Source organism: Arthrobacter sp. 10L424 (assembly GCF_056395325.1).
Genome location: NZ_JBFTJH010000010.1, coordinates 39914 through 61812, shown reverse-complemented (window position 1 = coordinate 61812; position 21899 = coordinate 39914). Strand labels below are relative to the sequence as shown.

Genomic DNA, 21899 nt, shown 5'->3' with positions numbered 1-21899 from the left:
GCCACTTTAGTGTCCTGTGACACGTCGAGGTAGCACAGTTCACAGTGATTCCCCAGATTGTTGAGAACTTGTTACCAAGCAGTACAGACAGCAAAGCCCGCACCGGCAATTCCGGTGCGGGCTTTCCAGCGTGCGGAAAGGCTAGAGGCGGACCAGCATCTTGCCGGTGTTGGCGCCGTCGAGGAGATCCATGAAGGCCTGCGGTGCGTTTTCCAGTCCGTCCACGATGGTCTCGTCGTAGCGCACGGTGCCGTCGGCGAGCCAGCCGGACATGGTCCCGACGAACTCGGCCATGTGCTGCCAGTAGCCGCCGACCAGGAATCCCTTGAGGGTCAGCTGCTTGCCGATCGCCTGCATGAGGTTCCGCGGAGCCGGTGTGGGCTCGGTCGAGTTGTACTGCGAAATGGCGCCGCACATGGCCACACGGCCGCCGACAGTGAGTGCCGACAGTGCGGCTTCGAGGTGTTCCCCGCCGACGTTGTCGAAGTACACGTCGATCCCGCGTTCGCCGGCGGCCTCGGCCAGCTGCTCGGCCACCGGACCGTCGTGGTAGTTGAAGGCCGCGTCGAAGCCGAGCTCCAGCAGCCGTGCCACCTTTTCCGGGGAGCCTGCGCTGCCGATGACACGGGACGCCCCCATTGCCTTGGCGATCTGCCCCACCAGCGAGCCGACCGCACCGGCAGCGCCGGAGACGAAGACGACTTCGCCGGCCTTGAACTCCGCCACCTTCAGGAGGCCCGCGTAGGCGGTCAGGCCGGTCATGCCCAGTGCGCCCAGGAAGGCCTGCGCGGGGGCCAGGTCGGTGCGGGCGGGAGTGGTTGCTCCGGCGTCGAGCACGGCGTAGTCGCGCCAGCCCAGGGAATGGACGACGGCGTCGCCCACCTTACGGTCGGCGGACCGGGACGCGATGACCTCGCCGACGGCGCCGCCGTCGAGTGCGGTGTCCAGGGCAAACGGCTGCGAGTAGGACTTGACGTCGTTCATCCGGCCGCGCATGTAGGGATCCACGGACATAAAGAGGTTGCGGACCAGGACCTGGCCGTCCTGGAGTTCGGGCAGCGCGGTCTCGGCAAGGCGGAAGTTCTCCGGCACGGGGCGGCCGTGCGGGCGGGACGCCAGCTGGATTTCGCGGGTGGCGGCGGGAAGGGTGGTGGTTTCGGTGCTGGCGCTCATGCGGCGACCTCCAGGATCTTGATGTCGACAGTGATGTTGCCTCGGGTGGCGTTGGAATAGGGGCAGACTTCGTGCGCCCTGGCCACGAGGGCCTCCGCCGTCTTCCGGTCCACGGCGGGCAGGGCGATTTCGAGTTCCGCGGCGATGCCGTAGCCGGATCCGTCGCCGAGGGCGCCGAGGTGGATCCGGGCGGCGACGGCGGAATCCGTCAGATCGGCCTTCGCCTGGCGTCCGACCAGGCGCAGGGCAGAGTGGAAACAGGCCGCGTACCCGGCGGCGAAGAGCTGCTCCGGGTTGGTGCCTTCGCCGTTGCCGCCGAGTTCCACCGGGCTGGCCAGGGCCACGTTGAGCTTGCCGTCCTTGGTGACGGCGGTGCCGTCGCGGCCGTCGCCCGAGGCCAGGGCCTCGGCTGTGTAGAGAGTCTTCATGGGGATCCAATCTGTTGGGAAAATCTGGTGGCCGGCGGCGAACTCGCCGGAAGCCTGCGCGGGCGCCGTAAACTTCCGGCGAGCTGGCGCGCCTCCGGCGATTTCGACGTCGGCGGCTTCTGCGGCGCAGGGAGCGGGCGGCGCGAGGGCTTGGGCTCTAGCGGGGGGCGTGCAGCGCGGCGGCGAGCCGGCCAAGGGTCTCGCGGAGCTGGTCCAGCTCTGCGGGGGAAAGCCCGGCGGCATCGGCGAGCCGTTGCGGGATGCCGGTGGCCCGTGCGCTCAGCGCTGTCCCGGCCTCGGTGAGGGAGACCTCCACCCGGCGCTCGTCCGCCACGGACCGGCGGCGTTCCACGAGGCCCAGGGCCTCCAGCCGCTTGAGCAGCGGGGAGAGCGTGCCGGAGTCCAGCCCCAGCTCCTCCCCCAGTTCGCGGACGCTCCGCGGGTCCTCCTCCCAGAGCACCAGCATCACCAGGTACTGCGGGTAGGTCAGGCCCAGTTCGTCAAGCATCGGCCGGTAGGCGGCGGTGGCCGCCCGCGAGGCCGAGTACATGGCAAAGCACAGTTGCCTGTTCAAGCGAGGGGCATCGGTGCGGGAAGCGCTGGCTCCTTCTTGCGTGGTCATGGCTCCAGCATACCGCACAACTAAACTGTGCACAATTCAGTTGTGCGCAACCTAATAGCGCAGGCGGTAACCGTACCTCCGCCGTGCAAGGGGCTGCTGCTGCAGGCCGCCGCCGGATTTCCCCAGGTTCGCAAGGCGCCGACGGCGTGTCCGCCGACACCGCCGGTGCGTCCCGGCGTCGTGCCGGCAAAGATGGGGAAATTCAGCGCGGCGGCCAGCCCCCGGGCAGAGGAGGGAGCAGAAGGAACACCCGGGGGCCGATGCATCGGCGGCCCGCGGAGGCCAGAGTCGCGGGTAGCTGCAGGAGCTAGAGGTCGCGGATGGTGCGAAGGGCTGCGGCGGTGAGGACCTGGATGCCGAGGCCCAGGGCGCGTTCGTCCAGGATGTAGTCGCCGCGGTGCAGGTCGTACTCCTCGCCGCCGGGGGTCTTGGTGCCGAGGCGCATCATGGCGCCGGGGAGGTCCGCAAGGAACCAGGCGAAGTCCTCGCCGCCCATGGACTGCGGCGTCAGGACCACGGAACTCTCGCCGATTTCGGCGCGGGCTGCGGCTTCGATCAGGGCGGTCTCGTGTTCTGAGTTCACCACGGGAGGCACGCCCCGGGTGTGTTCCAGGTGCACGTCGACGCCGTAGGGTGCCGCGATCTGCTGCACCACCTCGTCGAGGATCTTGCCGGCGCTGTGCCAGGCGTCGCGGTCCAGGCAGCGCATGGTCCCGGCCATGTAGCCGCTGGCCGGGATGGCGTTGGGGGCGGAGCCGGCGGAGATGTGGCCCCAGACCACCGAGACGCCGCTGCGGACGTCAACGCGGCGGGACAGTACCGCCGGAACGTTGACAGCGATCTGCGCCAGGGCGAAGACGAGCTCTTCGGTCAGGTGGGGGCGCGAAGTGTGGCCGCCGCGGCCGGACAGTTCGATCTTGATGGTGTCCGACGCCGAGGTGATGGCACCGATCCGGGTGCCGATCTTGCCCACCTCGATCCGGGGGTCGCAGTGCAGTGCCAGGATCCGGGGAACACCCTCAAGGACGCCCTGCTCGATGCAGCTCTGGGCTCCGCCGGGCATGGTTTCCTCTGCCGGCTGGAAAATAATCCGGACGGAACCGCGCAGCGGCGACACCTCGTGCATCTTCTGCAGGACCAGGGCGGCGCCGAGCATGGTCGCCGTGTGCACGTCATGGCCGCAGGCATGGGTGACACCGTGGTTCTTCGAGGCGAACGGCAGGCCGGTTTCCTCGATGATGGGCAGGGCGTCAATATCGCCGCGCAGGGCGGTGGCGATCGGACCATCCCCGATGTCGACCGTCAGGCCGGTCCCCTCGAGGCGCCGGGGTTTGAGGCCCGCGTCCTCAAGGCGCTTTGCGAGTTTGTCCGTGGTCCGGAATTCCTTGAAGGAGAGTTCCGGGTGTGCGTGCAGGTCCCGCCGGAAAGCGATCAGCTCCGGCAGCAGGGGCTCGAGCCACGGTCCCACCAGCGTGGTGGGCTCAGCTTCAGTTGAGTAGTTGCGCACAGAATAACTCTAGCGAGCGCAGAAAGAATAGCGGCATCGCGTACGGCGCGTTACGGATCGGGAAACACTTCCGGCGCCCCCGGTAGGGCCGAAGGGCCCGGAGGACGCCGGAAATCCAGAGGACGTCAAAATAACTAGAGGACGTCTGTGTCGCCGCTGGCCTTCAGCGCGTCAACGGCCTGCTTCACGCGCTGGGAGTGTTCCTTGTGCATCACGAGCAAGGCGTCGGGAGTGTCTACCACAACGACGTCTTTGATCCCGATCAGCGCAATCACGCGCTTGGTGTCGGAGACCACCACGCCGCTGGCGTCCTCGGTGAAGACGCGGGCGCCGTCGCCGATCACGGTGACGTCCTTGACTTCCTTGGCGCTGTTGAGCCGGCCTACCGACGCAAAGTCCCCGACGTCGTCCCAGCGGAAGGTGCCGGGCACGACGGCGACGTCGCCGGCGGCGGCGGCGGGTTCGGCCACGGCGTAGTCAATCGCGATCTTGGGCAGGGTGGGCCAGACGCGGGCCTTGACCTCGTCGCGCTGCGGGGTGTCCCAGGCCCGGGCGATCTCCTGGACCCCGGCGAAGAGCTCGGGCTGGTTGGCTTCGAGGTGCTTGAGCATCAGCGAGACGGGAGCCACGAACATGCCGGCGTTCCAGACGTATTCGCCGCTGTCGAGGTACTCCTGGGCGACCTCTTCGCTGGGCTTCTCCACGAATTCGACGACGGCCTGGGCGCTGGGCGCTCCGCCCACGCCGAGGTTCTTCCCGGCCCGGATGTAGCCGAAGCCGGTGGAGGGGTGCGTGGGCTTGATGCCGATCGTGACGATCTTGCCGGCCGCGGCCGCGTGGATGGCCTCCCGGACGGCGTCATGGAACAGCCCGTCGGGGCTGATCACCTGGTCTGCCGCGAAGGAGCCCATGATGGTGTCCGGATCGCGCTCGTGCAGGATGGCCGCGGCCAAACCGATGGCCGCGCCGGAGTCCTTGGGCTCGCTCTCCAGCACCAGGTCCGCGTCGTCAATCTCCGGGAGCTGGCGGCAGACCGCATCGCGGTGGGCCATGCCCGTCACGACAAGCATGTGCTTGCCGGCGAGCGGCTCGAGCCGGTCGTAGGTGGATCTCAGCAGCGTGCTGCCCGAGCCCGTGAGGTCGTGAAGGAACTTGGGGGCTGCTGCCCGCGACAGAGGCCAAAGGCGGGTCCCCACACCGCCGGCCGGAATCACCGCAATAAATCGGTCCAGAGCCGAGCCTTGGGCCGAATGCTGCGGAGAGTCCTGGCGTGTCACTTTGTCTGTAGTCATCACCGCTACTTTAGCTGAACGTGGTGCGAGCGGGCCTGATCCGGTGGCGGACGCGACACTTGGCCGGCGCACCGCGGAGCCGTCGAGGCGCTCCCGCGCAGTCAACGGAATGTGGCGTTCGTCTCAAAACTAGGGGAAAACCCCGCCGGGGCGCCGTCACCGACCGGTGGCTGAATTGAATAAGCTGTGAGCGAAGCCTAGATTTAGGCTTGAGCTTACGAGTGCTCTCGCAGCAGGCGTTCCCCCCGCGTGGATCCCATGCCAGCGCCGCTGTGTTGCAGGGAGGTTTATTCAGTGCCGACAAAACCAGCAGGCACCTTGTACCGCGGCCGTGAAGGCATGTGGTCTTGGGTTGGACACCGCATTACCGGTGTAGTGATCTTTTTCTTCTTGTTGGTCCACGTGCTGGACACCTCATTGGTGCGTGTGTCCCCCGAGGCCTACACCGCCGTGATCGGTGCCTACAAGAACCCCCTGATGGCCCTGGGTGAAACGGGCCTTGTCGCAGCGATCGTGTTCCACGCCTTCAACGGGCTGCGGATCATCGCCGTCGACTTCTGGAAGAAGGGCGCGAAGTACCAGCGCCAGATGCTGTGGACGGTGCTGATTCTCTGGGCAGTCGTCATGGTGGGCTTCTCCATCCGCCACCTTTCCCTCGCCCTTGGAGGTCACTAGCCATGAGTGCAACTGAGATTCAGAGCCCGCGCAGTCCGAAGGCGCCCAGTGCAAAGGTCGGAAGCAATCGGATTGCACCGCAGTACCGCCGCAACGGCAGTTCAAAAGGGAACTTCGAAATGCTTGCATGGCTCTTCATGCGGCTTTCCGGCGTCGTCCTCGTGGTCCTTATCTTCGGACACCTCACCGTCAACCTGCTGGTGGGCGAAGGGATCCACGCGATCGACTTCGGTTTCGTGGCCGGCAAGTGGGCCGACCCGTTCTGGCAGATCTGGGACCTGGCCATGCTGTGGCTCGCAATGCTGCACGGCACCAACGGTGTCCGCACCATCATCAACGACTACGCCGAAAAGGACGCCACGCGTCTGTGGCTGAAGATCGTGCTCTACGCGGCCACCACCGTCATCATCATCCTCGGCACCCTGGTCATCTTCACCTTTGACCCGTGCCCCGTGGTCAACGGCGTCCAGCTGCCCGGCGGGTTCTGCCCCGCGCCGTAGCGGCGCAGCCCTTGCGGCAACCGATCCCTGCCTGCCCCGTGCAGGCCACGGATTTCCACGAGATTTCACCGGGCAGGCTCCGCCTGCCGGTGCTGTTAGCGAATTTTGAGAGAAAGAGCGTCTGGTATGCAGGTCCATAAGTACGACGTCGTCATCGTCGGTGCCGGTGGCGCCGGGATGCGCGCGGCGATCGAATCCGGTCAGCGCGCCCGAACAGCAGTACTGACCAAGCTGTACCCCACCCGCTCCCACACCGGCGCGGCGCAGGGCGGCATGTGTGCGGCCCTGGCCAACGTCGAGGAAGACAACTGGGAGTGGCACACCTTCGACACCATCAAGGGCGGCGACTACCTGGTTGACCAGGACGCAGCCGAGGTCATGGCGAAGGAAGCGATCGACGCCGTCCTGGACCTGGAGAAGATGGGCCTGCCGTTCAACCGCACGCCCGAGGGCCGGATCGACCAGCGCCGCTTCGGCGGCCACACCCGCGACCACGGCAAGGCCCCCGTCCGCCGTGCCTGCTACGCTGCGGACCGCACCGGCCACATGATCCTGCAGACCCTGTACCAGAACTGCGTCAAGCACAACGTCGAGTTCTACAACGAGTACTACGTCCTTGACCTGCTGACCGTCGAGGAAGACGCGGTCCGCGAGGACGGCACCCCGTACAAGCAGAAGCGCGTTGCCGGCGTCGTGTCCTACGACCTCGCCTCCGGCGAGCTGCACGTCTTCCAGGCCAAGTCCGTGGTGTTCGCCTCCGGCGGCGCCGGCAAGGTCTTCAAGACGACGTCGAACGCCCACACCCTGACCGGTGACGGCATGGGCATCGCGTTCCGCCGCGGCATCCCGCTGGAGGACATGGAGTTCTTCCAGTTCCACCCGACAGGCCTCGCCGGCCTGGGCATCCTCCTCTCCGAGGCTGCCCGCGGCGAAGGCGCGATCCTGCGCAACTCCGAGGGTGAGCGCTTCATGGAGCGCTACGCCCCAACCATCAAGGACCTCGCCCCCCGCGACATCGTGGCCCGCTCCATGGCCAACGAAGTCCGTGAGGGACGCGGCTGCGGCCCGAACAAGGACTACGTCCTCCTGGACCTGACGCACCTGGAGCCGGCGCACATCGACGCCAAGCTGCCGGACATCACCGAGTTCGCCCGCACCTACCTGGGTGTCGAGCCGTACACGGAGCCGGTTCCCGTCTTCCCGACGGCGCACTACGCCATGGGCGGCATTCCCACCAACATCAGCGCCGAGGTGCTCCAGGACAACGACACCGTCGTCCCGGGCCTCTACGCCGCCGGTGAGGTTGCCTGCGTCTCCGTGCACGGCTCCAACCGCCTGGGCACCAACTCGCTGCTGGACATCAACGTCTTCGGCAAGCGCGCCGGCATCGCCGCCGCGGAGTACGCCAAGACCGCAGACTTCGTGGAACTCCCCGGTGACCCGGAGGCCTACACGCTGGACCTGCTGAACCACGTCCGCACCTCTGACGGCACCGAGAAGGTCGCTGCAATCCGCAAGGAACTGCAGGACACCATGGACGCCAACATGCAGGTGTTCCGCACCGCCGAGACGCTGAACCAGGTCCTGACGGACATCGCCTCCTTCGAGGAGCGGTACCAGCGCATCAGCGTCCAGGACAAGGGCAAGCGCTTCAACCTGGACCTGCTCGAGGCCGTGGAGCTGGGCTTCCTGCTGGAGCTCGCCAAGGTCATGACCGTGGCGGCCCTGCACCGTGAGGAATCCCGCGGCGGCCACTTCCGCGAGGACTTCCCCGAGCGTGACGACGAAAAATTCATGAAGCACTCCATGGCGTACAAGGATGAGCATGCTCCGGCGGATGGCTCCGCGGAGGCCATTGCCGGCATCCGGCTTGCCACCAAACCGGTGGTCTTTACGCGTTACGAGCCGATGGTGAGGAAGTACTAAGATGACCGCTGAACTCGCTGAGCCAGCCTCCAAGATCGAACTGCCCGCCCACATCGGTGGCGGCGGGGAGATCCCGTCCTTCGACGTCACGCTGCGCGTGCGCCGCTACAACCCCGAGGTTTCCGAGGACGCCACGTGGGATGACTTCAAGGTCACCATGTACGGCACCGACCGTGTCCTCGACGCCCTGCACAAGATCAAGTGGGAGTTGGACGGCAGCGTCTCCTTCCGCCGTTCCTGTGCGCACGGCGTCTGCGGCTCCGATGCCATGCGCATCAACGGCCGCAATCGCCTCGCCTGCAAGACCCTGCTGAAGGACCTGGACACGTCCAAGCCCATCACGGTCGAGCCGATCAAGGGCCTCCCGGTGGAGAAGGACCTGATCGTGGACATGGAGCCGTTCTTCCAGTCCTTCCGTGAGGTCATGCCCTTCCTCATCAACCGCGGCCACGAGCCCACCAAGGAACGCCTGCAGTCCGCTGAGGACCGCGAACGGTTCGACGACACCACCAAGTGCATCCTCTGCGCCGCGTGCACCTCGTCCTGCCCGGTGTTCTGGACCGACGGCCAGTACTTCGGCCCGGCCGCGATCGTCAACGCGCACCGCTTCATCTTCGATTCCCGCGACGATGCCGGCGACATGCGCCTGGAGATCCTCAACGACAAGGAAGGCGTGTGGCGCTGCCGCACCACCTTCAACTGCACCGAGGCATGCCCCCGCGGCATCCAGGTCACCCAGGCAATCGCCGAGGTCAAGCAGGCCATCCTGTCCCGCAAGATCTAGCGTTCAGCTCTCCGTAAACCAAAAGGCAACAGACGACGGCGCCTCTCACCTCAGGGTGGGGGCGCCGTCGTCGTTCCCCCACTCAACGAAAGGGGACACCGTGTCCCGCTCCGAAAAAGTCTCGTTCCAGGGTTCCACCGGCGAACTGCTCTCCGGCGTCGTCGACGTTCCCGAGGGCCCCGTGAAGGGCTGGGGCGTCTTCTCGCACGGCTTCACCCTGGGCAAGGACAGCCCCTCGGCGTCGCGGATGTGCAAGGCCCTGGCCGACAACGGGGTGGGCATGCTCCGCTTCGACAACCTGGGCCTCGGCGAATCCGCGGGCCTGTGGTCCGAGGGGTCCTTCAGCCACAAGGTGGCCGACACCGTCAAGGCGGCCGAATTCATGCGCGACTCGGGCAGGGCGGTCTCCCTGCTTGTGGGTCACTCCTTCGGCGGAGCTGCGGTCCTGGCGGCCGCACGCGAGATCCCGGAGCTCGACGCCGTCGCTACGGTAGGGGCGCCGTTCTCGCCGAAGCACGTGGCGCACGTCTTCGACGCCGCCCTGGACAGGATCCTCAGGGAGGGAAGCGCGGAAGTGGACCTGGGCGGCAAAAGGGTGGAGATCCGCCGGCACTTCGTCGAGGACCTCGAGAATGCCGACCTCACGGACTGCATCCGGCGGCTGCACAAGCCGCTCCTGGTGCTGCACTCCCCCACGGACAACACCGTGGGCATCGAGAACGCCAGCACCATTTTCCAGACCGCACGGCATCCGCGCAGCTTCGTGTCCCTCGAGGGCAGCGACCACCTGCTGACGGCCAAGGGCCAGGCGGCCCGGGCCGCGAAGATTATTTCGGCGTGGGCCGACCAGTACCTCGACGCCTGAACGCGGCGGACCAGGACGTCCGGCGGGGCCGGGGCTCCGACGGCGTTTTGCCGGGCTGGACGCGCCGGGCCCCCCAGCCGGTGGTCGTGGCGGCAGGTTCCATGGCGAGGTCCTGCTCCCTGATGGCCACCCAGGCGGCGCAGATCACGTAGACCTGGCTGACCAGGTTGAACCAGATCAGCAGGCCGATAATGATGGCGAAGGGCGCCAGGATGGGGTTCTTCCCGGCACTGGCCAGCAGCTGGGTGCTGAAGATCTGCAGCACCGTGGTGCCGACTGCTGCGAGGATGGTGCCTTCCAGCAGGGAGCGCCGGGCCGGCTTTATCCCCGCCGCAACCCGGAACATGATCACAGCGGTGCCCCAGCCCAGCAGCAGGGGCACCAGGACGGTCACGGAGGTCGTCAGAGGCCCGGCCAGCGCTGGATCGAGGCTAAGCTGCGCCGTCACCCAGTCCGCCGCCGTGCCGAAGATCAGGGAGGCTGCCGAGCTGATCACCAGCGCCACTCCCAGCAGTACCAGTGCGCCGACGTCGAGCAGTATCTGCAGGACCGGATTCATGTTTTTTGGGCCGAGCTGCATCATGCCGCGCACGCCGTCGCGGATGCCGCTGATCCAGCCCAAGGACGTAAACACTGTCACGACGGCGGCGATCACGGCCGCCCAGCCCAGGCTGGAAGGGTTCAGCAGCGCATACGGGTCAACCAGTCCCTCGCTGCCGTCGACCTGCAGCAGGCCGGGCGCGGTCATGGCGACGCTCTTGATGATCTGGTCCAGCAGCGCAGGCTGTCCGCTGAGGAAGAGGCCGGCCAAGGAGAAACCCGTGGCCAGGAGGCCGGTGACGGAGAAGAACATCCTGAACCCGATGCCCGCGCTCATCAGCGGACCGTGCTGGCGGCCGTAGTGCGCGAAGGCGCGGGCTGGCAACAGTGTGTTGACCCGGGCGAGCAGCCACGCCACCATCGCCATCATCGACGCCAGGCCCCCGCCGCCGGCGCGTCGGGCTTTGCCCCAGTCGACCCGTTTCCGGATGACTTCCAGTTTCAGCCCGGCCAGGTCGGTGGGAAGGGGCGGCTTAGCCGGCGTCCGCGGCGCCGTCCTGGCCTCCGTCGTGGTGAGGTTTGGTCCCAAAATCAAGCTCTTCCCGTAGCTGCCAAATGCCGTTGTCGTCGTGCTCGTAGAGTCCCATGCTAGCCACGGGGAACGTGGCCCTGTAATCCTTGAGCACCGATTCGGCCTCGTCGAGGCTCTCCGGGGCGACGTCGTGGGCCACCGTGACGTGCGGGTGGTAGTCGAACGGCAGCTCCCGCTCCAGCGGCCCGGACTGCAGTTGGCGGTGGAGGCTCACGCAGTCGCCGAAGCCGTCCTCGACGTTCAGGAACACCACCGGGGAGACCGGCCGGAAAGACCCGGTCCCGGCGATGGTCACGTTGAAAGGCTCCTGCCGTCCCGCGATCTCACGCACATGGCTGCGGGTCGCTTCCCAGTCCTGCGTCATGGTGGTGGTCACCAGCGTGATGTGCGCCGGAATGACTCCCGCCATGGGATCACCGAAAGAGGCACGCCAGCGCTGGAGCTCCTCGGCGATCTCCGCCGGGAACCCCAGGATCACACCGATGCTGATGCCTTCGCTGCCGTGTCCGTTGTCCTGCGTGTCCTGGGCGTCCGGGGCAGCGCTGCCGGGGGCACGCGGGTTGGCGCGTTTCGGCTCGTTAGCGGTGACTTTGCTGACGGAGGACATTGGCCTAGCGGACTCCGTTCGTTCCGGCGTAGGGCAGGAACCCTACCTTGGAGTACACGTCCTGCAGCGTGACCGAGGCAATCTCCCGCGCCTTGTCCGCGCCGAGGGCCAGCAGCCGGTCAAGCTCCGCGGGGTCGTTCAGCAGTTCGTTGGCCCGGTCCCGGATGGGGGTGAGGCGTTCCGCCACTACCTCGGCCAGATCCACCTTGAGGTGGCCGTACATTTTGCCCTGGTAGGCGGCGACGAGGGCCTCCACGCTTTGCCCTGTGATGGCCGAGTAGATGGTCAGGAGGTTGGAGACCCCGGGCTTGGCCTCGCGATCGAAACGGATGTCCGTCTCGGCATCCGTCACCGCGGACTTGATCCGTTTGGCGATGACCTTGGGATCATCCAGCAGGTTGATCAGGCCGGCCGGTGATTCCGCCGACTTGGACATTTTGGCGGTGGGGTTCTGCAGGTCGTAAATCTTCGCCGATTCCTTCTGGATGAAGGGCGCCGGCACGTTGAACGTCTCACCGAAGCGCGAGTTGAAGCGCTGGGCCAGGTCGCGGCTGAGTTCCACGTGCTGCCGCTGATCCTCGCCCACCGGCACTCCGTGCGGCTGGTAGAGGAGGATGTCCGCGGCCTGCAGGATGGGATAGGTGAACAGGCCGACGCTGGCCTGGTCCGAGCCGTGCCTCGAGGCCTTGTCCTTGAATTGGGTCATCCGGGAGGCCTCGCCGAAGCCGGTGATGCAGTTCAGCACCCATGCCAGCTGGGCGTGCTCGGGGACCTGCGACTGGACGAAGAGCGTGCACTTTTCCACGTCCACGCCGCCAGCAATGTACTGCGCAGCCGTGACCCGGGTGCGGTGGGCCAGTTCGGCGGGGTCCTGCGGAACGGTGATCGCGTGCAGGTCCGGAATGAAGAAGACCGCGTCGTACTCGTCCTGCATCCGGACCCAGTTCACCAAGGCGCCGAGGTAGTTGCCCAGGTGGAGGGAATCCGCCGAGGGCTGCATGCCGGAGAGGATGCGCTGGCGGATTCCCGACGGGACGGCGGCGGAAACGGCAGCGGCGGTTTCGGCGGCCGGGGCAGCGTCGGCGTCGTTCACGGGGGTCACAGTGGAAGGAGAGATCATTCGCGGAAGCCTTAAGACTAGAGCCGGTAGTCCACTACCAGCGGGGCATGGTCGGAGAAGCGGGTGTCCCAGGACGGCGCCCGGTCAACAACTGCAGACACCGCAGCGGCGGCGAGTACGGGCGTGGCCATGTGGTAATCGATGCGCCAGCCGGTGTCGTTGTCGAAGGCCTGTCCCCTCTGCGACCACCAGGTGTAGGGGCCGTCGACGTTGCCCGCCAGGCCCCTGTGAACATCCTTCCAGCCAATCTCCTCGCCAAAGAAGCGGTCAAAGTAGGCACGCTCCTCGGGCAGGAAACCGGCACGTTTGACGTTGCCCTTCCAGTTCCTGATGTCCAGCTCCGTGTGGCCGACGTTGAGGTCACCCACCACCAGGGCGTGGTCGCTGTGTTTGGCCAGTGCGGGGAGCCGGCCGGCCATGGCGTCGAGGAAGCGGAACTTGTCGTCCTGCTTCGGGGTGCCCGCCTCGCCGGAGTGCACGTAGGCGCTGACGACGGTCAGCTGGGAGGCTTCCCCTTCCGCGTTGCGGACGATGAAGTCGGCCTCGACCCAGCGGCCCGAGGTGGCGAAGTAGTCGTCGTCGATGCCGACGCGGGTCTGCACTGGTTCGGTGCGGGAGGCGATGGCGACGCCGGCGCGGCCCTTGGCCTCGGCTTCAGCGTGCAGGATGTACCAGCCCTCGCCGAGCAGCTCGTGGACGATCGCGTCGGGCGCGCGGACCTCCTGCAGGCAGAGGATGTCCACTTCGCGGGGCTCAAGCCATTCCGCCATGCCCTTCTTGTAGGCAGCGCGAAGGCCGTTGACGTTGACTGACGCGATGCGAAGGTTGTCCTTCTTCAATGCCGAACTCACCCGATCCACTCTAGTCGACAATGGTTCCGGAGACGGGCTCGTCCGTGCCGCCGGAGGACTTGATCATGTCCCGGGCGTTCGTGGCGGTAATCTCGATGGTCTCCAGTGCCCGGTGGATGGTGTCCTGGTCCGCGGCGGCGCCCTTCGCCCGCTCCTGCTCGACGACGCGGACCTGCACCTGCACGATCTTGAACGAGTGGTCCAGCTTCATGTTCCGGACTTCGTCCGCTTCCCGGCGGACGTCCACGAGGCGGGTGCTGCCGTGGTCAACACTGCCCGACGACGGCGCCCGGCCGGCGGCCGCGTTGAAGGCGTTCTGCGCTTCCGTGAGCTTGGCGCCGGCCTTCTTGGCCGCCTTCTGGATGCTGAAGACCACGAAGGAGGCCAAGGCGAGCCAGAAGCCGGCGATGATCGCCACGAGCCAGCCGACGACGTCGTTCTGGTTCGCGGCAAAGATGACCGCGACGACGAAGGCGATGATGAATACCATCATCCCGGGTCCGCTGATGCGGAACATGGAGAACTTGCCGGAGGCGGAGTTGTACGCGGACGGCTTGGAAGACTCGGAGTTGCCCAGAGATTGCATGTGCCTATTATCGCAAACCGCCGGGACGCCCCTGGCCGCTTCCACCCGGGGCGAACGGTGCCTTGAAGAAGGCAGGTTTTACGACAACACGGGTTTCAGGAAAACACTGCGCCCTACGACAAGACCAGGCAGAAAGGATGGCCGCTGGGGTCCGTGAAGACCCGGAAGGCCTCCGTGCCGGCGTCGAGGCTTGTGGCGCCGGCACGGAGGACCGCCGCCTCGCCGCCGTCGAGGTCCTCCCGCAGTTTTCCGATCACGGGGTTCTCCTTTTGTGAAGGAATGCTATTTGAGGAACAGCTTGCGCAGCCGGCCGGTGGTGAGCAGCACGCCCAGCACGATCATGACGAGGTAGTAGCCGATGTGGACGGCCGTGGCCGGGGTGAAGACGCCCACGCTGATCTGCCGCAGCAGCTCCACTCCGTGCCACAGCGGCATGGCCTGGATGAGCCACTGGATGTACTGCGGGTAGACGCTCAGCGGGTAGAAGGTGGCGCTGAACAGGAACATCGGCAGCATCACGAAGTTGATCCAGTCCATCTGCTGAAAGGTCTTCATGAAGCTCGTGATGCCCATGCCGAAGCTCGCGAAGCCGAAGGCGATCAGCACCGCGGCAGGGATCATCAGGATGGCCCACGGGGTTGTGATCAGCCCCATCAGGCCCATCACCGCGGTGAACCCGGTGGCGTACATCAGGCCGCGGAGCAGGGCCAGGAAAATCTCGCCCATGGCAACGTCCAGCGGCCCCAGGGAGGTGTACAGCATGCCCTGGTACAGCTTGGCGAAGTTCATCTTGAAGAACACGTTCCAGGTGGAATCGTAGACGGCACCGTTCATCGCGGACACGGCCAGCAGCGCCGGGGCGATGTACGCGGCGTAGGAGATTTCCCCGCCTCCAGGCCCCTGCACCGAACCGACGATCGCGCCCAGGCCCACGCCCATCGAGATCAGGTACAGCACCGGCTCGAAGAAGCCCGAGAGCATGACCATCCAGTTGCTGCTCTTGGTGGCCATCAGCCCGCGGGCGACGACGGCGCGGACGTTGCGGGAGTAGAGCGACCCGAAGTGCCGGTCGCGGGCCGCCTCGGTGACGCTGTGGCTGGTAATGACGGCGCTCATCCGCCCATCCTCTTCACGAACTGGCGTTTCGTCAGGACCCAGCCGACGACGCACAGCGCCAGCAGGAACACGACATGCGCGATGGTCAGCAGCGGGGGTTCCTGGTAGCCGTAGCTGAGCACGCGGCCCAGCTCCGTGCCGTGCCAGATCGGGGAGATCCAGCCGATCCAGCGCACTGCAAGGGGCAGGGTGTCCAGCGGGAAGAACGTCCCGGAAAACAGGAACAGCGGCATCACGATAAAGCGCATCACCATGGCGAACTGGCCCTTATCTTCCTTGATGGAAGCCGCGTAGGCCATCAGCGGCAGGCCGAAGGAGAGCCCGGCGAGGGTGGCGACGAGGATCGAGGCCCAACCCCAGGCCCCCGGCGAGGCCCCGAACAACGCGACCACGCCGAAGTAGATGGCCGACTGCAGCAGCAGGCGCACCGTGACGGCGATGATCTGTCCGAGCGCAATCTGCTCCGGCGTCAGCGGCGAGGCGTGCGGTCCGTAGTAGACCCGGCGCCATTTGAAGCCGTCCATCACCGGGAAGGTGAACTCGTTCGCGGCGGTCATGACGGCTGCCGAGATCAACAGGGCCGGGGCTATGAACACCAGGTAGCTGACCCCGCCGAAGGGCGCCGCGCTGTTGGTGTCCACCAGGGTGGCGAGGCCGACGCCCATCGCAAAGAGGTAGGCGACGGGCTGCCCGACGCCGTACATCACGATCGTCCAGCCGTAGCCCTTCATCACCCGCAGGACCTGCTCGGCGTAGTAAAAGGCGCCCCACTTCCGGGCTTTGGCCGCGGAGATCTCCGGCGAATGCGCGCGCAGCGCGGGGGCCGCCGTCGTTTTGGCCGCCTGAGTTGGTTTGGTCAACTCTGCTTTCTTAGTCAACGAGGCTCCTGCCCGTCAGGCGCAGGAAGACATCCTCGAGCGAAGACCTGCGCACCAGCGAGGTCACCGGGCGGAGCCCGCGGGCGGAGACCTCTTCGAGGGCGGCCTCGCCGTCGTGTGCGTAGATCAGGACGCGGTCCGGCAAGGTTTCCACCCGTTCGCCGATGCCCTCAAGTTCGGTGCCGACCGTGGCGTTGCGTTCCGAGCCGAAGCGCAGTTCCAGGACCTCGCGGGTGGAATACTCGCGGATCAGGCTGGCGGGCGAGCCCTCGGCCATGATCCTGCCTTTGTCCACCACGATCAGCCGGTCGCAGAGCTGCTCGGCCTCGTCCATGTAGTGGGTGGTGAGGATCAGGGTGACGCCCTGCTCCTTGAGCCGGAACAGCCGGTCCCAGAGGATGTGCCGGGCCTGCGGGTCCAGCCCGGTGGTGGGTTCGTCCAGCAGCAGGATCCGGGGTTCGTTGATGAGGGAGCGCGCGATCGTGAGCCGCCGCTTCATGCCGCCGGAGAGCGCATCGACCTTGGATTTAGCCTTGTCAGTGAGCTGGGCGAACTCCAGCAGTTCGTCGGCCTTGGGCTTGAGGTAGCTCATGGGCAGGCCGAAGTACCGGCCGTAGACCAGCAGGTTGTCCCGGACCTTGAGTTCCTCGTCCAAGTTGTCCTGCTGCGGGACGACGCCCAGGTGCGCGCGGACTTCCGGGCCGTTCTGGTCTGGATCCAGGCCCATGATGCTGAGGCTTCCGGAGGTCCGCTGGGACACCCCGCCGATCATCTTCATGGTGGTGGACTTGCCGGCGCCGTTGGGGCCGAGCAGGCCGAACGCCTCACCGGCGGGCACCGAGAAGGAGATGCCGTCGACGGCGACGACATCGCCGTAGCGCTTGGTCAGGTTTTCGGCAGTGATGACGTACTGCGGAGCGCCGGTAGTAGAGGAGCTGCTCAATGGGGCGTCCTTTGAGGAGGCTTCCGTGGGTGAGGTTTGCTTCGAGACGAGTTCAGGCACCCGAACACGGTAATGGAAACGGCCGAACTATGAAAGAGTCTTTTCGTAAAAAATCCAGACGTTTGCCGTTCTGTTACCTTCGGTGCCCAGACGACGCAGGGCGCCACCTCCGCCAAAGGAGGTGGCGCCCTGCGGTCCACGCTGTTCAGGTTCCGGGACTAGGCCTAAGCGGCCGCGTGGCGTTCCGCGGTTTCCACCACGTTGGCCAGCAGCATGGCGCGCGTCATGGGGCCCACCCCCCCGGGGTTCGGGGAGAGCCAGGCGGCGACGTCGGCCGCGGCGGGGTCCACGTCTCCGGTGACCACAGCCTTGCCGGTACCGTCGTCGACGCGGCTGACGCCGACGTCGAGCACAATCGCGCCGGGCTTGAGGTCCGCCGCCTTGATCATGTGCGGCTGGCCGGCCGCGGCGATCACGACGTCGGCCTGCCGGAGTTCCGCGGGCAGGTCCACGGTGCCGGTGTGGGCCAGGATGACCGTGGCGTTGACGTCCTTGCGGGTCAGCAGCAGCCCCACGGGCCGGCCGATCGTGACGCCGCGGCCCACCACGAGGACACGCTTGCCCTTGAGGTTGATGCCGTGCCGGGTGAGCAGCTCCACGCAGCCCTTGGGCGTGCACGGCAGCGGGGACTTCATGGGTCCGCTGACGTTGGCCACGAGCCGGCCCAGGTTCATCGGGTGCAGGCCGTCGGCGTCCTTGTCGGGATCCATGGCCTCCAGGATGACGTCCTGGTCGATGTGCGCCGGAAGCGGGAGCTGGACGATGTAGCCGGTGCACTCCGGGTTCTCGTTGAGCTCCCGGACCACGGCCAGGAGCTCCTCTTGGGTGGTGTCCTCCGGCAGGTCGCGCCGGATGGACGTGATGCCCACCTCGGCGCAGTCCTTGTGCTTGCCGCCGACGTACCAGGTGCTGCCCGGGTCGGACCCCACCAGGATGGTGCCCAGGCCCGGGACGATGCCCTTGGTTTTCAGGACGGCGACGCGTTCGGTCAGTTCGGCCTTGATCGTGGCGGCGGTGGCTTTGCCGTCAAGGATGCGGGCGGTGTTGGCAGGGATGCTGGCGGTCTCCGTCGTCATCCGCTTACCACTGCTCGTGCTGCGGGTACAGCGGGAAGTCTGCGGCGAGCTTGTCCACGCGGGACTGGAGCGCCTCCACGTCCGTGGCGGAGCCGGCCTTCAGTGCGGTGGCGATGATCTCGGCGACCTCGGTGAACTCTTCGGCGCCGAAGCCCCGGGTGGCCAGGGCGGGCGTGCCGATGCGCAGGCCGGAGGTGACCATCGGCGGGCGCGGGTCGAACGGGACGGCGTTGCGGTTGACCGTGATGCCCACCGAGTGCAGGAGGTCTTCGGCCTGTTGGCCGTCCAGCTGGGAGTTGCGGAGGTCCACCAGGACCAAGTGCACGTCGGTGCCGCCGGTGAGGACGGAGACGCCGGCGTCGGACACGTCGGCCTGGTTCAGGCGGTCGGCGATGATCCGGGCGCCTTCCAGGACGCGCTCCTGGCGTTCCTTGAATTCTGCCGTGCCGGCGATCTTGAACGCGACGGCCTTGGCGGCGATGACGTGCATGAGCGGTCCGCCCTGCTGGCCCGGGAAGACGTTGGAGTTGATCTTCTTGGCCCACTCCTTCTTGGCCAGGATCACGCCCGAGCGGGGCCCGGCGAGGGTCTTGTGCACCGTGGAGGTGACGACGTCGGAGTGCGGGACCGGGCTCGGGTGCAGTCCGGCGGCGACGAGTCCGGCGAAATGCGCCATGTCGGTCCACAGGAGGGCGCCCACCTCGTCGGCGATGGAGCGGAAGGCCGCGAAGTCGAGGTGGCGCGGGTAGGCGGACCAGCCGGCGATGATCACCTGCGGCTTTTCGGCGATGGCCTGCGCACGGAGCTTATCCATGTCGATACGGAAGTTGTCTTCCTCGACCTGGTACGCGGCCACGTCGTACAGCTTGCCGGAGAAGTTCAGTTTCATGCCGTGCGTCAGGTGGCCGCCGTGGGCCAGGGACAGGCCAAGGATCTTGTCGCCCGGTGTGATCATGGCCGAGAGGGCCGCGGCGTTGGCCTGGGCACCGGAGTGCGGCTGGACGTTGGCGTACTCGGCGCCGAACAGGTCCTTCACGCGGTCGATCGCGAGCTGCTCGGCGATGTCGACGTATTCGCAGCCGCCGTAGTAGCGGCGGCCGGGGTAGCCCTCGGCGTACTTGTTGGTCAGGACTGAGCCCTGGGCTTCCATCACTGCGCGCGGGGCGAAGTTCTCGGAGGCGATCATTTCCAGGGTGCCTCGCTGGCGGCCGAGCTCCTGGGCGAGGACGGCGGCGATTTCGGGATCGAGGTCAGCCAGCGGCTGATTGCTCACTGCGGCTGAAGAAAGGCTAAGGGAGGTGGTCACGGGGAACTCCTGGCTAGGCAACGGGCACTGCTTAAGGTCAGGTTACCGGCTGGCCCGCGGCGGCGCCCCTAAATTACGGCCCCGGATAACGGGGACGTGCCAAGGGACCGGACCCCGAAAGCGGGGTGCCGATGCGGGCTGGCAGCGGGATGCTGCCAACCGGAAAACATGACCCTCGGCCCAGGCGTACGATCCGTGGTCTTCGTGAATGCCGCTCCCTGGTGGTTAGCCACCCAACGCCAGTTGCGACCCGACCAGACTACCCCAGAGCGGCGCCCCGGCCACAGTCGTTGCGCACAGTCACTGCGCGCAATCGTGCGTCAGCCCTTGCGCCGCCGCGGGTAGGCTAATCCCCGTGACTGACGACCAGCTGACTGCTTCCTACATCCTGACCCTCTCCTGCCCGGACCGCCCCGGAATCGTGCACGCCGTCGCCGGCGCCCTGCTCGTCGCGGGCGGCAATATTGCGGACTCGCAGCAGTACGGCAGCCAGGCTACCGGCACCTTCTTTATGCGCGTCGAGGCAACGACGGCGGCCTCCCAGCTGGAGCTTCAGGCCGCCCTGGAACCTGTCGCCCAGGCCTTCGGCATGCAGTGGAGCCTGAACCCGGCCGGCCGCAAGGTCCGCACCCTGCTCATGGCCAGCACGTCGGCGCACTGCCTCAATGACCTGCTGTTCCTGCAGCGCTCCGGCACCCTGCCGATCGAGATCCCGGCCATCGTCTCCAACCACCGCGACCTCGCGGGCCTGGCCGAGTTCTACGGCATCCCCTTCCACCACATCCCGGTCACTCCGGCCACCAAGGTCCAGGCCGAGGATGAACTGCGGGCCCTGATGGCCGAGCACGACGTCGAACTCACGGTCCTTGCCCGCTACATGCAAATCATCTCCGACGAACTGTGCCAGGAGCTGACCGGCAAGGCCATCAACATCCACCACTCCTTCCTGCCCTCCTTCAAGGGCGCCAAGCCCTACCACCAGGCGCATGCCCGCGGCGTGAAGCTCATCGGGGCCACCGCGCACTACGTGACGGCCGCCCTGGACGAGGGCCCGATCATCGAGCAGGAAGTCATCCGCGTGGACCACCGGCGCACGGCCGAGCAGTTCGTCCAGATGGGTCGCGACGTGGAAGGCCGCACCCTGGCCCAGGCGGTGCAGTGGCATGCCGAGCACCGGGTCCTGCTGGACGGCAACCGGACAGTTGTCTTCAACTGACCCGGCTGTATTCACCTGACCCCGTTGTTTTCGGCTGACGGCGGTCATTGAATAGGGGTATGGCACTTTCCGCGGAGGACCCGCTCTCGGAATTCGTGACCCTGCTCAAGGCCGAGGGCCGCAGGGGCGTGCTGGGCCTCGACTGCGGCCAAGGCACGGACGGGCTGCGCTTTGTCCAGTCCGGCATCCATTTCACCGGCGTCGACCCGTCCGAGGACAACATCCATTCCGCGCGCGCCCGCGGGCTGGAAGCCTCGGTGGCGGGGGCCGGCTCCCTGCCGTTCGCAGACGCGGCCTTCCCCTCGGTCTGGGCGGTCGACGCACTGGCGGGCCTGCCGCCGGAGGAATGGGACGACGTCGTCCGCGAACTCGGCCGGGTGACGGCGCCAGGCGCCCCGATCGCCGTCGTCCTCCCGGAACCCGACCCGGGCGGCGAGGGCGGGGGTTTCACCGTCCTGCGCTCCCCCGACTGAAACCCACGTTGACCTGTCAGTTGTTGTCGTTCTCAGCGCTGAAAACGACAACAACTGATAGCTCAACGGGAGGAGCGGGGCTGAGGGGCGGCGCTGGTTCTACCCGTTCGCGGCCGGGTGCGTGTCCTAGGCTGGAGGAATGGCTCCCATCTACGCATTCGCCGGCGACACCCCGGCTGTCCATGAATCCGCCTTCGTCGCCCCGAGCGCCTCCGTGATCGGCAAGGCAACGCTCGCCGAGGATTCCAGCGCCTTCTACGGCGTCTCCGTCCGGGCCGACACCGCCGCGATCACCGTCGGCGCCGGCACCAACCTCCAGGACAACGTCGTCCTGCATGCGGACCCGGGCTTCCCCTGCACCGTCGGCGCCCGGGTCAGCGTCGGCCACAGCGCCGTCGTGCACGGCTGCACGGTCGAGGACGACTGCCTGATCGGCATGAGCGCCACCATCCTCAACGGCGCGGTGATCGGCGCCGGTTCCCTCATCGCGGCCGGCGCCGTGGTGCTGGAAGGAACCGTCATCCCGCCCCGCTCGCTGGTCGCAGGGGTACCGGCCAAGGTCCGGCGCGAGCTCAGCGACGAGGAGTTCGCCGGGGTCCAGCAGAACGCCGCACACTACCGGGAGCTGGCCCGGGCGCACCGGGAACTGCACTCCTGACAGCCCGGCGCCGGGGGTCCGGCGGACGACGGCGGCAGCCCGCGGCCGGGGTGCCGCCCGAAACGACACGCGTGCTGCAGTTGCGTTAACTTCTTGACTACAAGC

The 21899-nt window shown here is 66.9% G+C and carries 24 protein-coding genes and 1 riboswitch; of the genes, 8 read left to right on the top strand and 16 right to left on the bottom strand.

The window, feature by feature from the left end; all coding sequences use genetic code 11:
• Positions 1-141: 141 nt before the first annotated feature.
• From AC1DC5_RS15695 to AC1DC5_RS15675, 5 genes are all read right to left on the bottom strand, one after another.
• A complete protein-coding gene (locus AC1DC5_RS15695) occupies positions 142-1173 on the bottom strand; it encodes an NADP-dependent oxidoreductase (RefSeq protein ID WP_476865777.1) in 1032 nt (343 codons plus the stop codon).
• A complete protein-coding gene (locus AC1DC5_RS15690; RefSeq protein ID WP_441405738.1) occupies positions 1170-1601 on the bottom strand; it encodes an organic hydroperoxide resistance protein in 432 nt (143 codons plus the stop codon). Before AC1DC5_RS15690 ends, AC1DC5_RS15695 begins: the two co-directional genes overlap by 4 nt.
• Positions 1602-1758: 157 nt before the next feature.
• A complete protein-coding gene (locus tag AC1DC5_RS15685) occupies positions 1759-2223 on the bottom strand; it encodes a MarR family winged helix-turn-helix transcriptional regulator (protein WP_441405737.1) in 465 nt (154 codons plus the stop codon).
• A 307-nt stretch (positions 2224-2530) separates the two neighbouring features.
• Entirely contained in the window at positions 2531-3730 is a 1200-nt protein-coding gene (locus AC1DC5_RS15680; RefSeq protein ID WP_441405736.1) for an amidohydrolase, read from the bottom strand.
• A 134-nt stretch (positions 3731-3864) separates the two neighbouring features.
• Positions 3865-5022, bottom strand: a complete 1158-nt coding sequence (locus AC1DC5_RS15675) for a mannose-1-phosphate guanylyltransferase (RefSeq protein ID WP_441405735.1) — start codon at positions 5020-5022, stop codon at positions 3865-3867.
• A gap of 294 nt (positions 5023-5316) precedes the next feature.
• Here AC1DC5_RS15675 and sdhC point away from each other — a divergent pair, with 294 nt between their 5' ends.
• From sdhC to AC1DC5_RS15650, 5 genes are all read left to right on the top strand, one after another.
• Positions 5317-5697, top strand: a complete 381-nt coding sequence (gene sdhC, locus AC1DC5_RS15670) for a succinate dehydrogenase, cytochrome b556 subunit (RefSeq protein ID WP_082492811.1) — start codon at positions 5317-5319, stop codon at positions 5695-5697.
• Between the two features lie 2 nt (positions 5698-5699).
• A complete protein-coding gene (locus tag AC1DC5_RS15665; RefSeq protein ID WP_441405734.1) occupies positions 5700-6197 on the top strand; it encodes a succinate dehydrogenase hydrophobic membrane anchor subunit in 498 nt (165 codons plus the stop codon).
• A gap of 126 nt (positions 6198-6323) precedes the next feature.
• The gene (gene sdhA / locus AC1DC5_RS15660) at positions 6324-8123 is read left to right on the top strand and encodes a succinate dehydrogenase flavoprotein subunit (protein WP_441405733.1); all 1800 of its coding nucleotides are present in this window, start codon (positions 6324-6326) and stop codon (positions 8121-8123) included.
• Between the two features lies 1 nt (position 8124).
• Entirely contained in the window at positions 8125-8907 is a 783-nt protein-coding gene (locus AC1DC5_RS15655) for a succinate dehydrogenase iron-sulfur subunit (protein WP_441405732.1), read from the top strand.
• Positions 8908-9007: 100 nt separating this feature from the next.
• The gene (locus tag AC1DC5_RS15650; RefSeq protein WP_441405731.1) at positions 9008-9772 is read left to right on the top strand and encodes an alpha/beta hydrolase family protein; all 765 of its coding nucleotides are present in this window, start codon (positions 9008-9010) and stop codon (positions 9770-9772) included.
• Here AC1DC5_RS15650 and AC1DC5_RS15645 read toward each other — a convergent pair.
• The 11 genes from AC1DC5_RS15645 to glyA form a co-directional block, all read right to left on the bottom strand.
• Entirely contained in the window at positions 9735-10901 is a 1167-nt protein-coding gene (locus AC1DC5_RS15645) for a YihY/virulence factor BrkB family protein (protein WP_441405730.1), read from the bottom strand. The two genes, AC1DC5_RS15650 and AC1DC5_RS15645, sit on opposite strands and share 38 nt — an antisense overlap.
• Positions 10846-11511 (bottom strand): 2'-5' RNA ligase family protein, encoded by a 666-nt coding sequence (locus AC1DC5_RS15640; protein ID WP_441405729.1) that lies wholly within the window; start codon positions 11509-11511, stop codon positions 10846-10848. The genes AC1DC5_RS15645 and AC1DC5_RS15640 overlap by 56 nt, the downstream gene beginning before the upstream one ends.
• Before the next feature lie 4 nt (positions 11512-11515).
• Complete coding sequence (gene trpS / locus AC1DC5_RS15635) at positions 11516-12631, bottom strand: tryptophan--tRNA ligase (RefSeq protein WP_441405728.1); 1116 nt, start codon at positions 12629-12631, stop codon at positions 11516-11518.
• A 17-nt stretch (positions 12632-12648) separates the two neighbouring features.
• Positions 12649-13482: an exodeoxyribonuclease III gene (locus tag AC1DC5_RS15630; protein ID WP_441405727.1), complete on the bottom strand. Its 834-nt coding sequence runs from the start codon at positions 13480-13482 to the stop codon at positions 12649-12651.
• A 10-nt stretch (positions 13483-13492) separates the two neighbouring features.
• Positions 13493-14068 (bottom strand): hypothetical protein, encoded by a 576-nt coding sequence (locus tag AC1DC5_RS15625; RefSeq protein ID WP_441405726.1) that lies wholly within the window; start codon positions 14066-14068, stop codon positions 13493-13495.
• Positions 14069-14181: 113 nt separating this feature from the next.
• Positions 14182-14325 carry a VOC family protein gene (locus AC1DC5_RS15620; RefSeq protein WP_441405725.1) on the bottom strand — a complete coding sequence of 48 codons (144 nt, stop codon included), beginning with the start codon at positions 14323-14325 and terminating at the stop codon, positions 14182-14184.
• Between the two features lie 25 nt (positions 14326-14350).
• Complete coding sequence (locus AC1DC5_RS15615; RefSeq protein ID WP_441405724.1) at positions 14351-15184, bottom strand: ABC transporter permease; 834 nt, start codon at positions 15182-15184, stop codon at positions 14351-14353.
• A complete protein-coding gene (locus AC1DC5_RS15610) occupies positions 15181-16044 on the bottom strand; it encodes an ABC transporter permease (RefSeq protein WP_441405723.1) in 864 nt (287 codons plus the stop codon). Before AC1DC5_RS15610 ends, AC1DC5_RS15615 begins: the two co-directional genes overlap by 4 nt.
• A 10-nt stretch (positions 16045-16054) precedes the next feature.
• Positions 16055-17005, bottom strand: a complete 951-nt coding sequence (locus AC1DC5_RS15605) for an ABC transporter ATP-binding protein (protein ID WP_441405722.1) — start codon at positions 17003-17005, stop codon at positions 16055-16057.
• 224 nt (positions 17006-17229) lie between these two features.
• Complete coding sequence (locus tag AC1DC5_RS15600; RefSeq protein ID WP_441405721.1) at positions 17230-18141, bottom strand: bifunctional methylenetetrahydrofolate dehydrogenase/methenyltetrahydrofolate cyclohydrolase; 912 nt, start codon at positions 18139-18141, stop codon at positions 17230-17232.
• Positions 18142-18145: 4 nt separating this feature from the next.
• Positions 18146-19447 carry a serine hydroxymethyltransferase gene (gene glyA / locus AC1DC5_RS15595; RefSeq protein WP_441405720.1) on the bottom strand — a complete coding sequence of 434 codons (1302 nt, stop codon included), beginning with the start codon at positions 19445-19447 and terminating at the stop codon, positions 18146-18148.
• Positions 19448-19618: 171 nt separating this feature from the next.
• Positions 19619-19704: riboswitch (ZMP/ZTP riboswitch) on the bottom strand.
• Between the two features lie 98 nt (positions 19705-19802).
• Here glyA and purU point away from each other — a divergent pair.
• The 3 genes from purU (at position 19803) to AC1DC5_RS15580 (ending at position 21794) form a co-directional block, all read left to right on the top strand.
• Positions 19803-20663, top strand: coding sequence for a formyltetrahydrofolate deformylase (purU, locus tag AC1DC5_RS15590; RefSeq protein ID WP_441405719.1), 861 nt, complete (start codon positions 19803-19805; stop codon positions 20661-20663).
• A gap of 59 nt (positions 20664-20722) precedes the next feature.
• Positions 20723-21136, top strand: coding sequence for a class I SAM-dependent methyltransferase (locus AC1DC5_RS15585; RefSeq protein WP_441405718.1), 414 nt, complete (start codon positions 20723-20725; stop codon positions 21134-21136).
• Between the two features lie 139 nt (positions 21137-21275).
• A complete protein-coding gene (locus AC1DC5_RS15580; protein ID WP_441405717.1) occupies positions 21276-21794 on the top strand; it encodes a gamma carbonic anhydrase family protein in 519 nt (172 codons plus the stop codon).
• Positions 21795-21899 lie beyond the last annotated feature (105 nt).

What these genes read in the sequence shown, in the direction of transcription:
- AC1DC5_RS15585 (WP_441405718.1), top strand. Translation starts at nt 20,723, where the DNA reads ATGGCACTTTCCGCGGAGGACCCGCTCTCGGAATTCGTGACCCTGCTC.
- AC1DC5_RS15640 (WP_441405729.1), bottom strand. Translation starts at nt 11,511, where the DNA reads ATGTCCTCCGTCAGCAAAGTCACCGCTAACGAGCCGAAACGCGCCAAC.
- AC1DC5_RS15675 (WP_441405735.1), bottom strand. Translation starts at nt 5,022, where the DNA reads ATGACTACAGACAAAGTGACACGCCAGGACTCTCCGCAGCATTCGGCC.
- trpS (WP_441405728.1), bottom strand. Translation starts at nt 12,631, where the DNA reads ATGATCTCTCCTTCCACTGTGACCCCCGTGAACGACGCCGACGCTGCC.
- AC1DC5_RS15580 (WP_441405717.1), top strand. Translation starts at nt 21,276, where the DNA reads ATGGCTCCCATCTACGCATTCGCCGGCGACACCCCGGCTGTCCATGAA.
- AC1DC5_RS15655 (WP_441405732.1), top strand. Translation starts at nt 8,125, where the DNA reads ATGACCGCTGAACTCGCTGAGCCAGCCTCCAAGATCGAACTGCCCGCC.
- AC1DC5_RS15625 (WP_441405726.1), bottom strand. Translation starts at nt 14,068, where the DNA reads ATGCAATCTCTGGGCAACTCCGAGTCTTCCAAGCCGTCCGCGTACAAC.
- AC1DC5_RS15665 (WP_441405734.1), top strand. Translation starts at nt 5,700, where the DNA reads ATGAGTGCAACTGAGATTCAGAGCCCGCGCAGTCCGAAGGCGCCCAGT.
- AC1DC5_RS15690 (WP_441405738.1), bottom strand. Translation starts at nt 1,601, where the DNA reads ATGAAGACTCTCTACACAGCCGAGGCCCTGGCCTCGGGCGACGGCCGC.
- sdhA (WP_441405733.1), top strand. Translation starts at nt 6,324, where the DNA reads ATGCAGGTCCATAAGTACGACGTCGTCATCGTCGGTGCCGGTGGCGCC.
- AC1DC5_RS15615 (WP_441405724.1), bottom strand. Translation starts at nt 15,184, where the DNA reads ATGAGCGCCGTCATTACCAGCCACAGCGTCACCGAGGCGGCCCGCGAC.
- AC1DC5_RS15600 (WP_441405721.1), bottom strand. Translation starts at nt 18,141, where the DNA reads ATGACGACGGAGACCGCCAGCATCCCTGCCAACACCGCCCGCATCCTT.
- AC1DC5_RS15685 (WP_441405737.1), bottom strand. Translation starts at nt 2,223, where the DNA reads ATGACCACGCAAGAAGGAGCCAGCGCTTCCCGCACCGATGCCCCTCGC.
- AC1DC5_RS15695 (WP_476865777.1), bottom strand. Translation starts at nt 1,173, where the DNA reads ATGAGCGCCAGCACCGAAACCACCACCCTTCCCGCCGCCACCCGCGAA.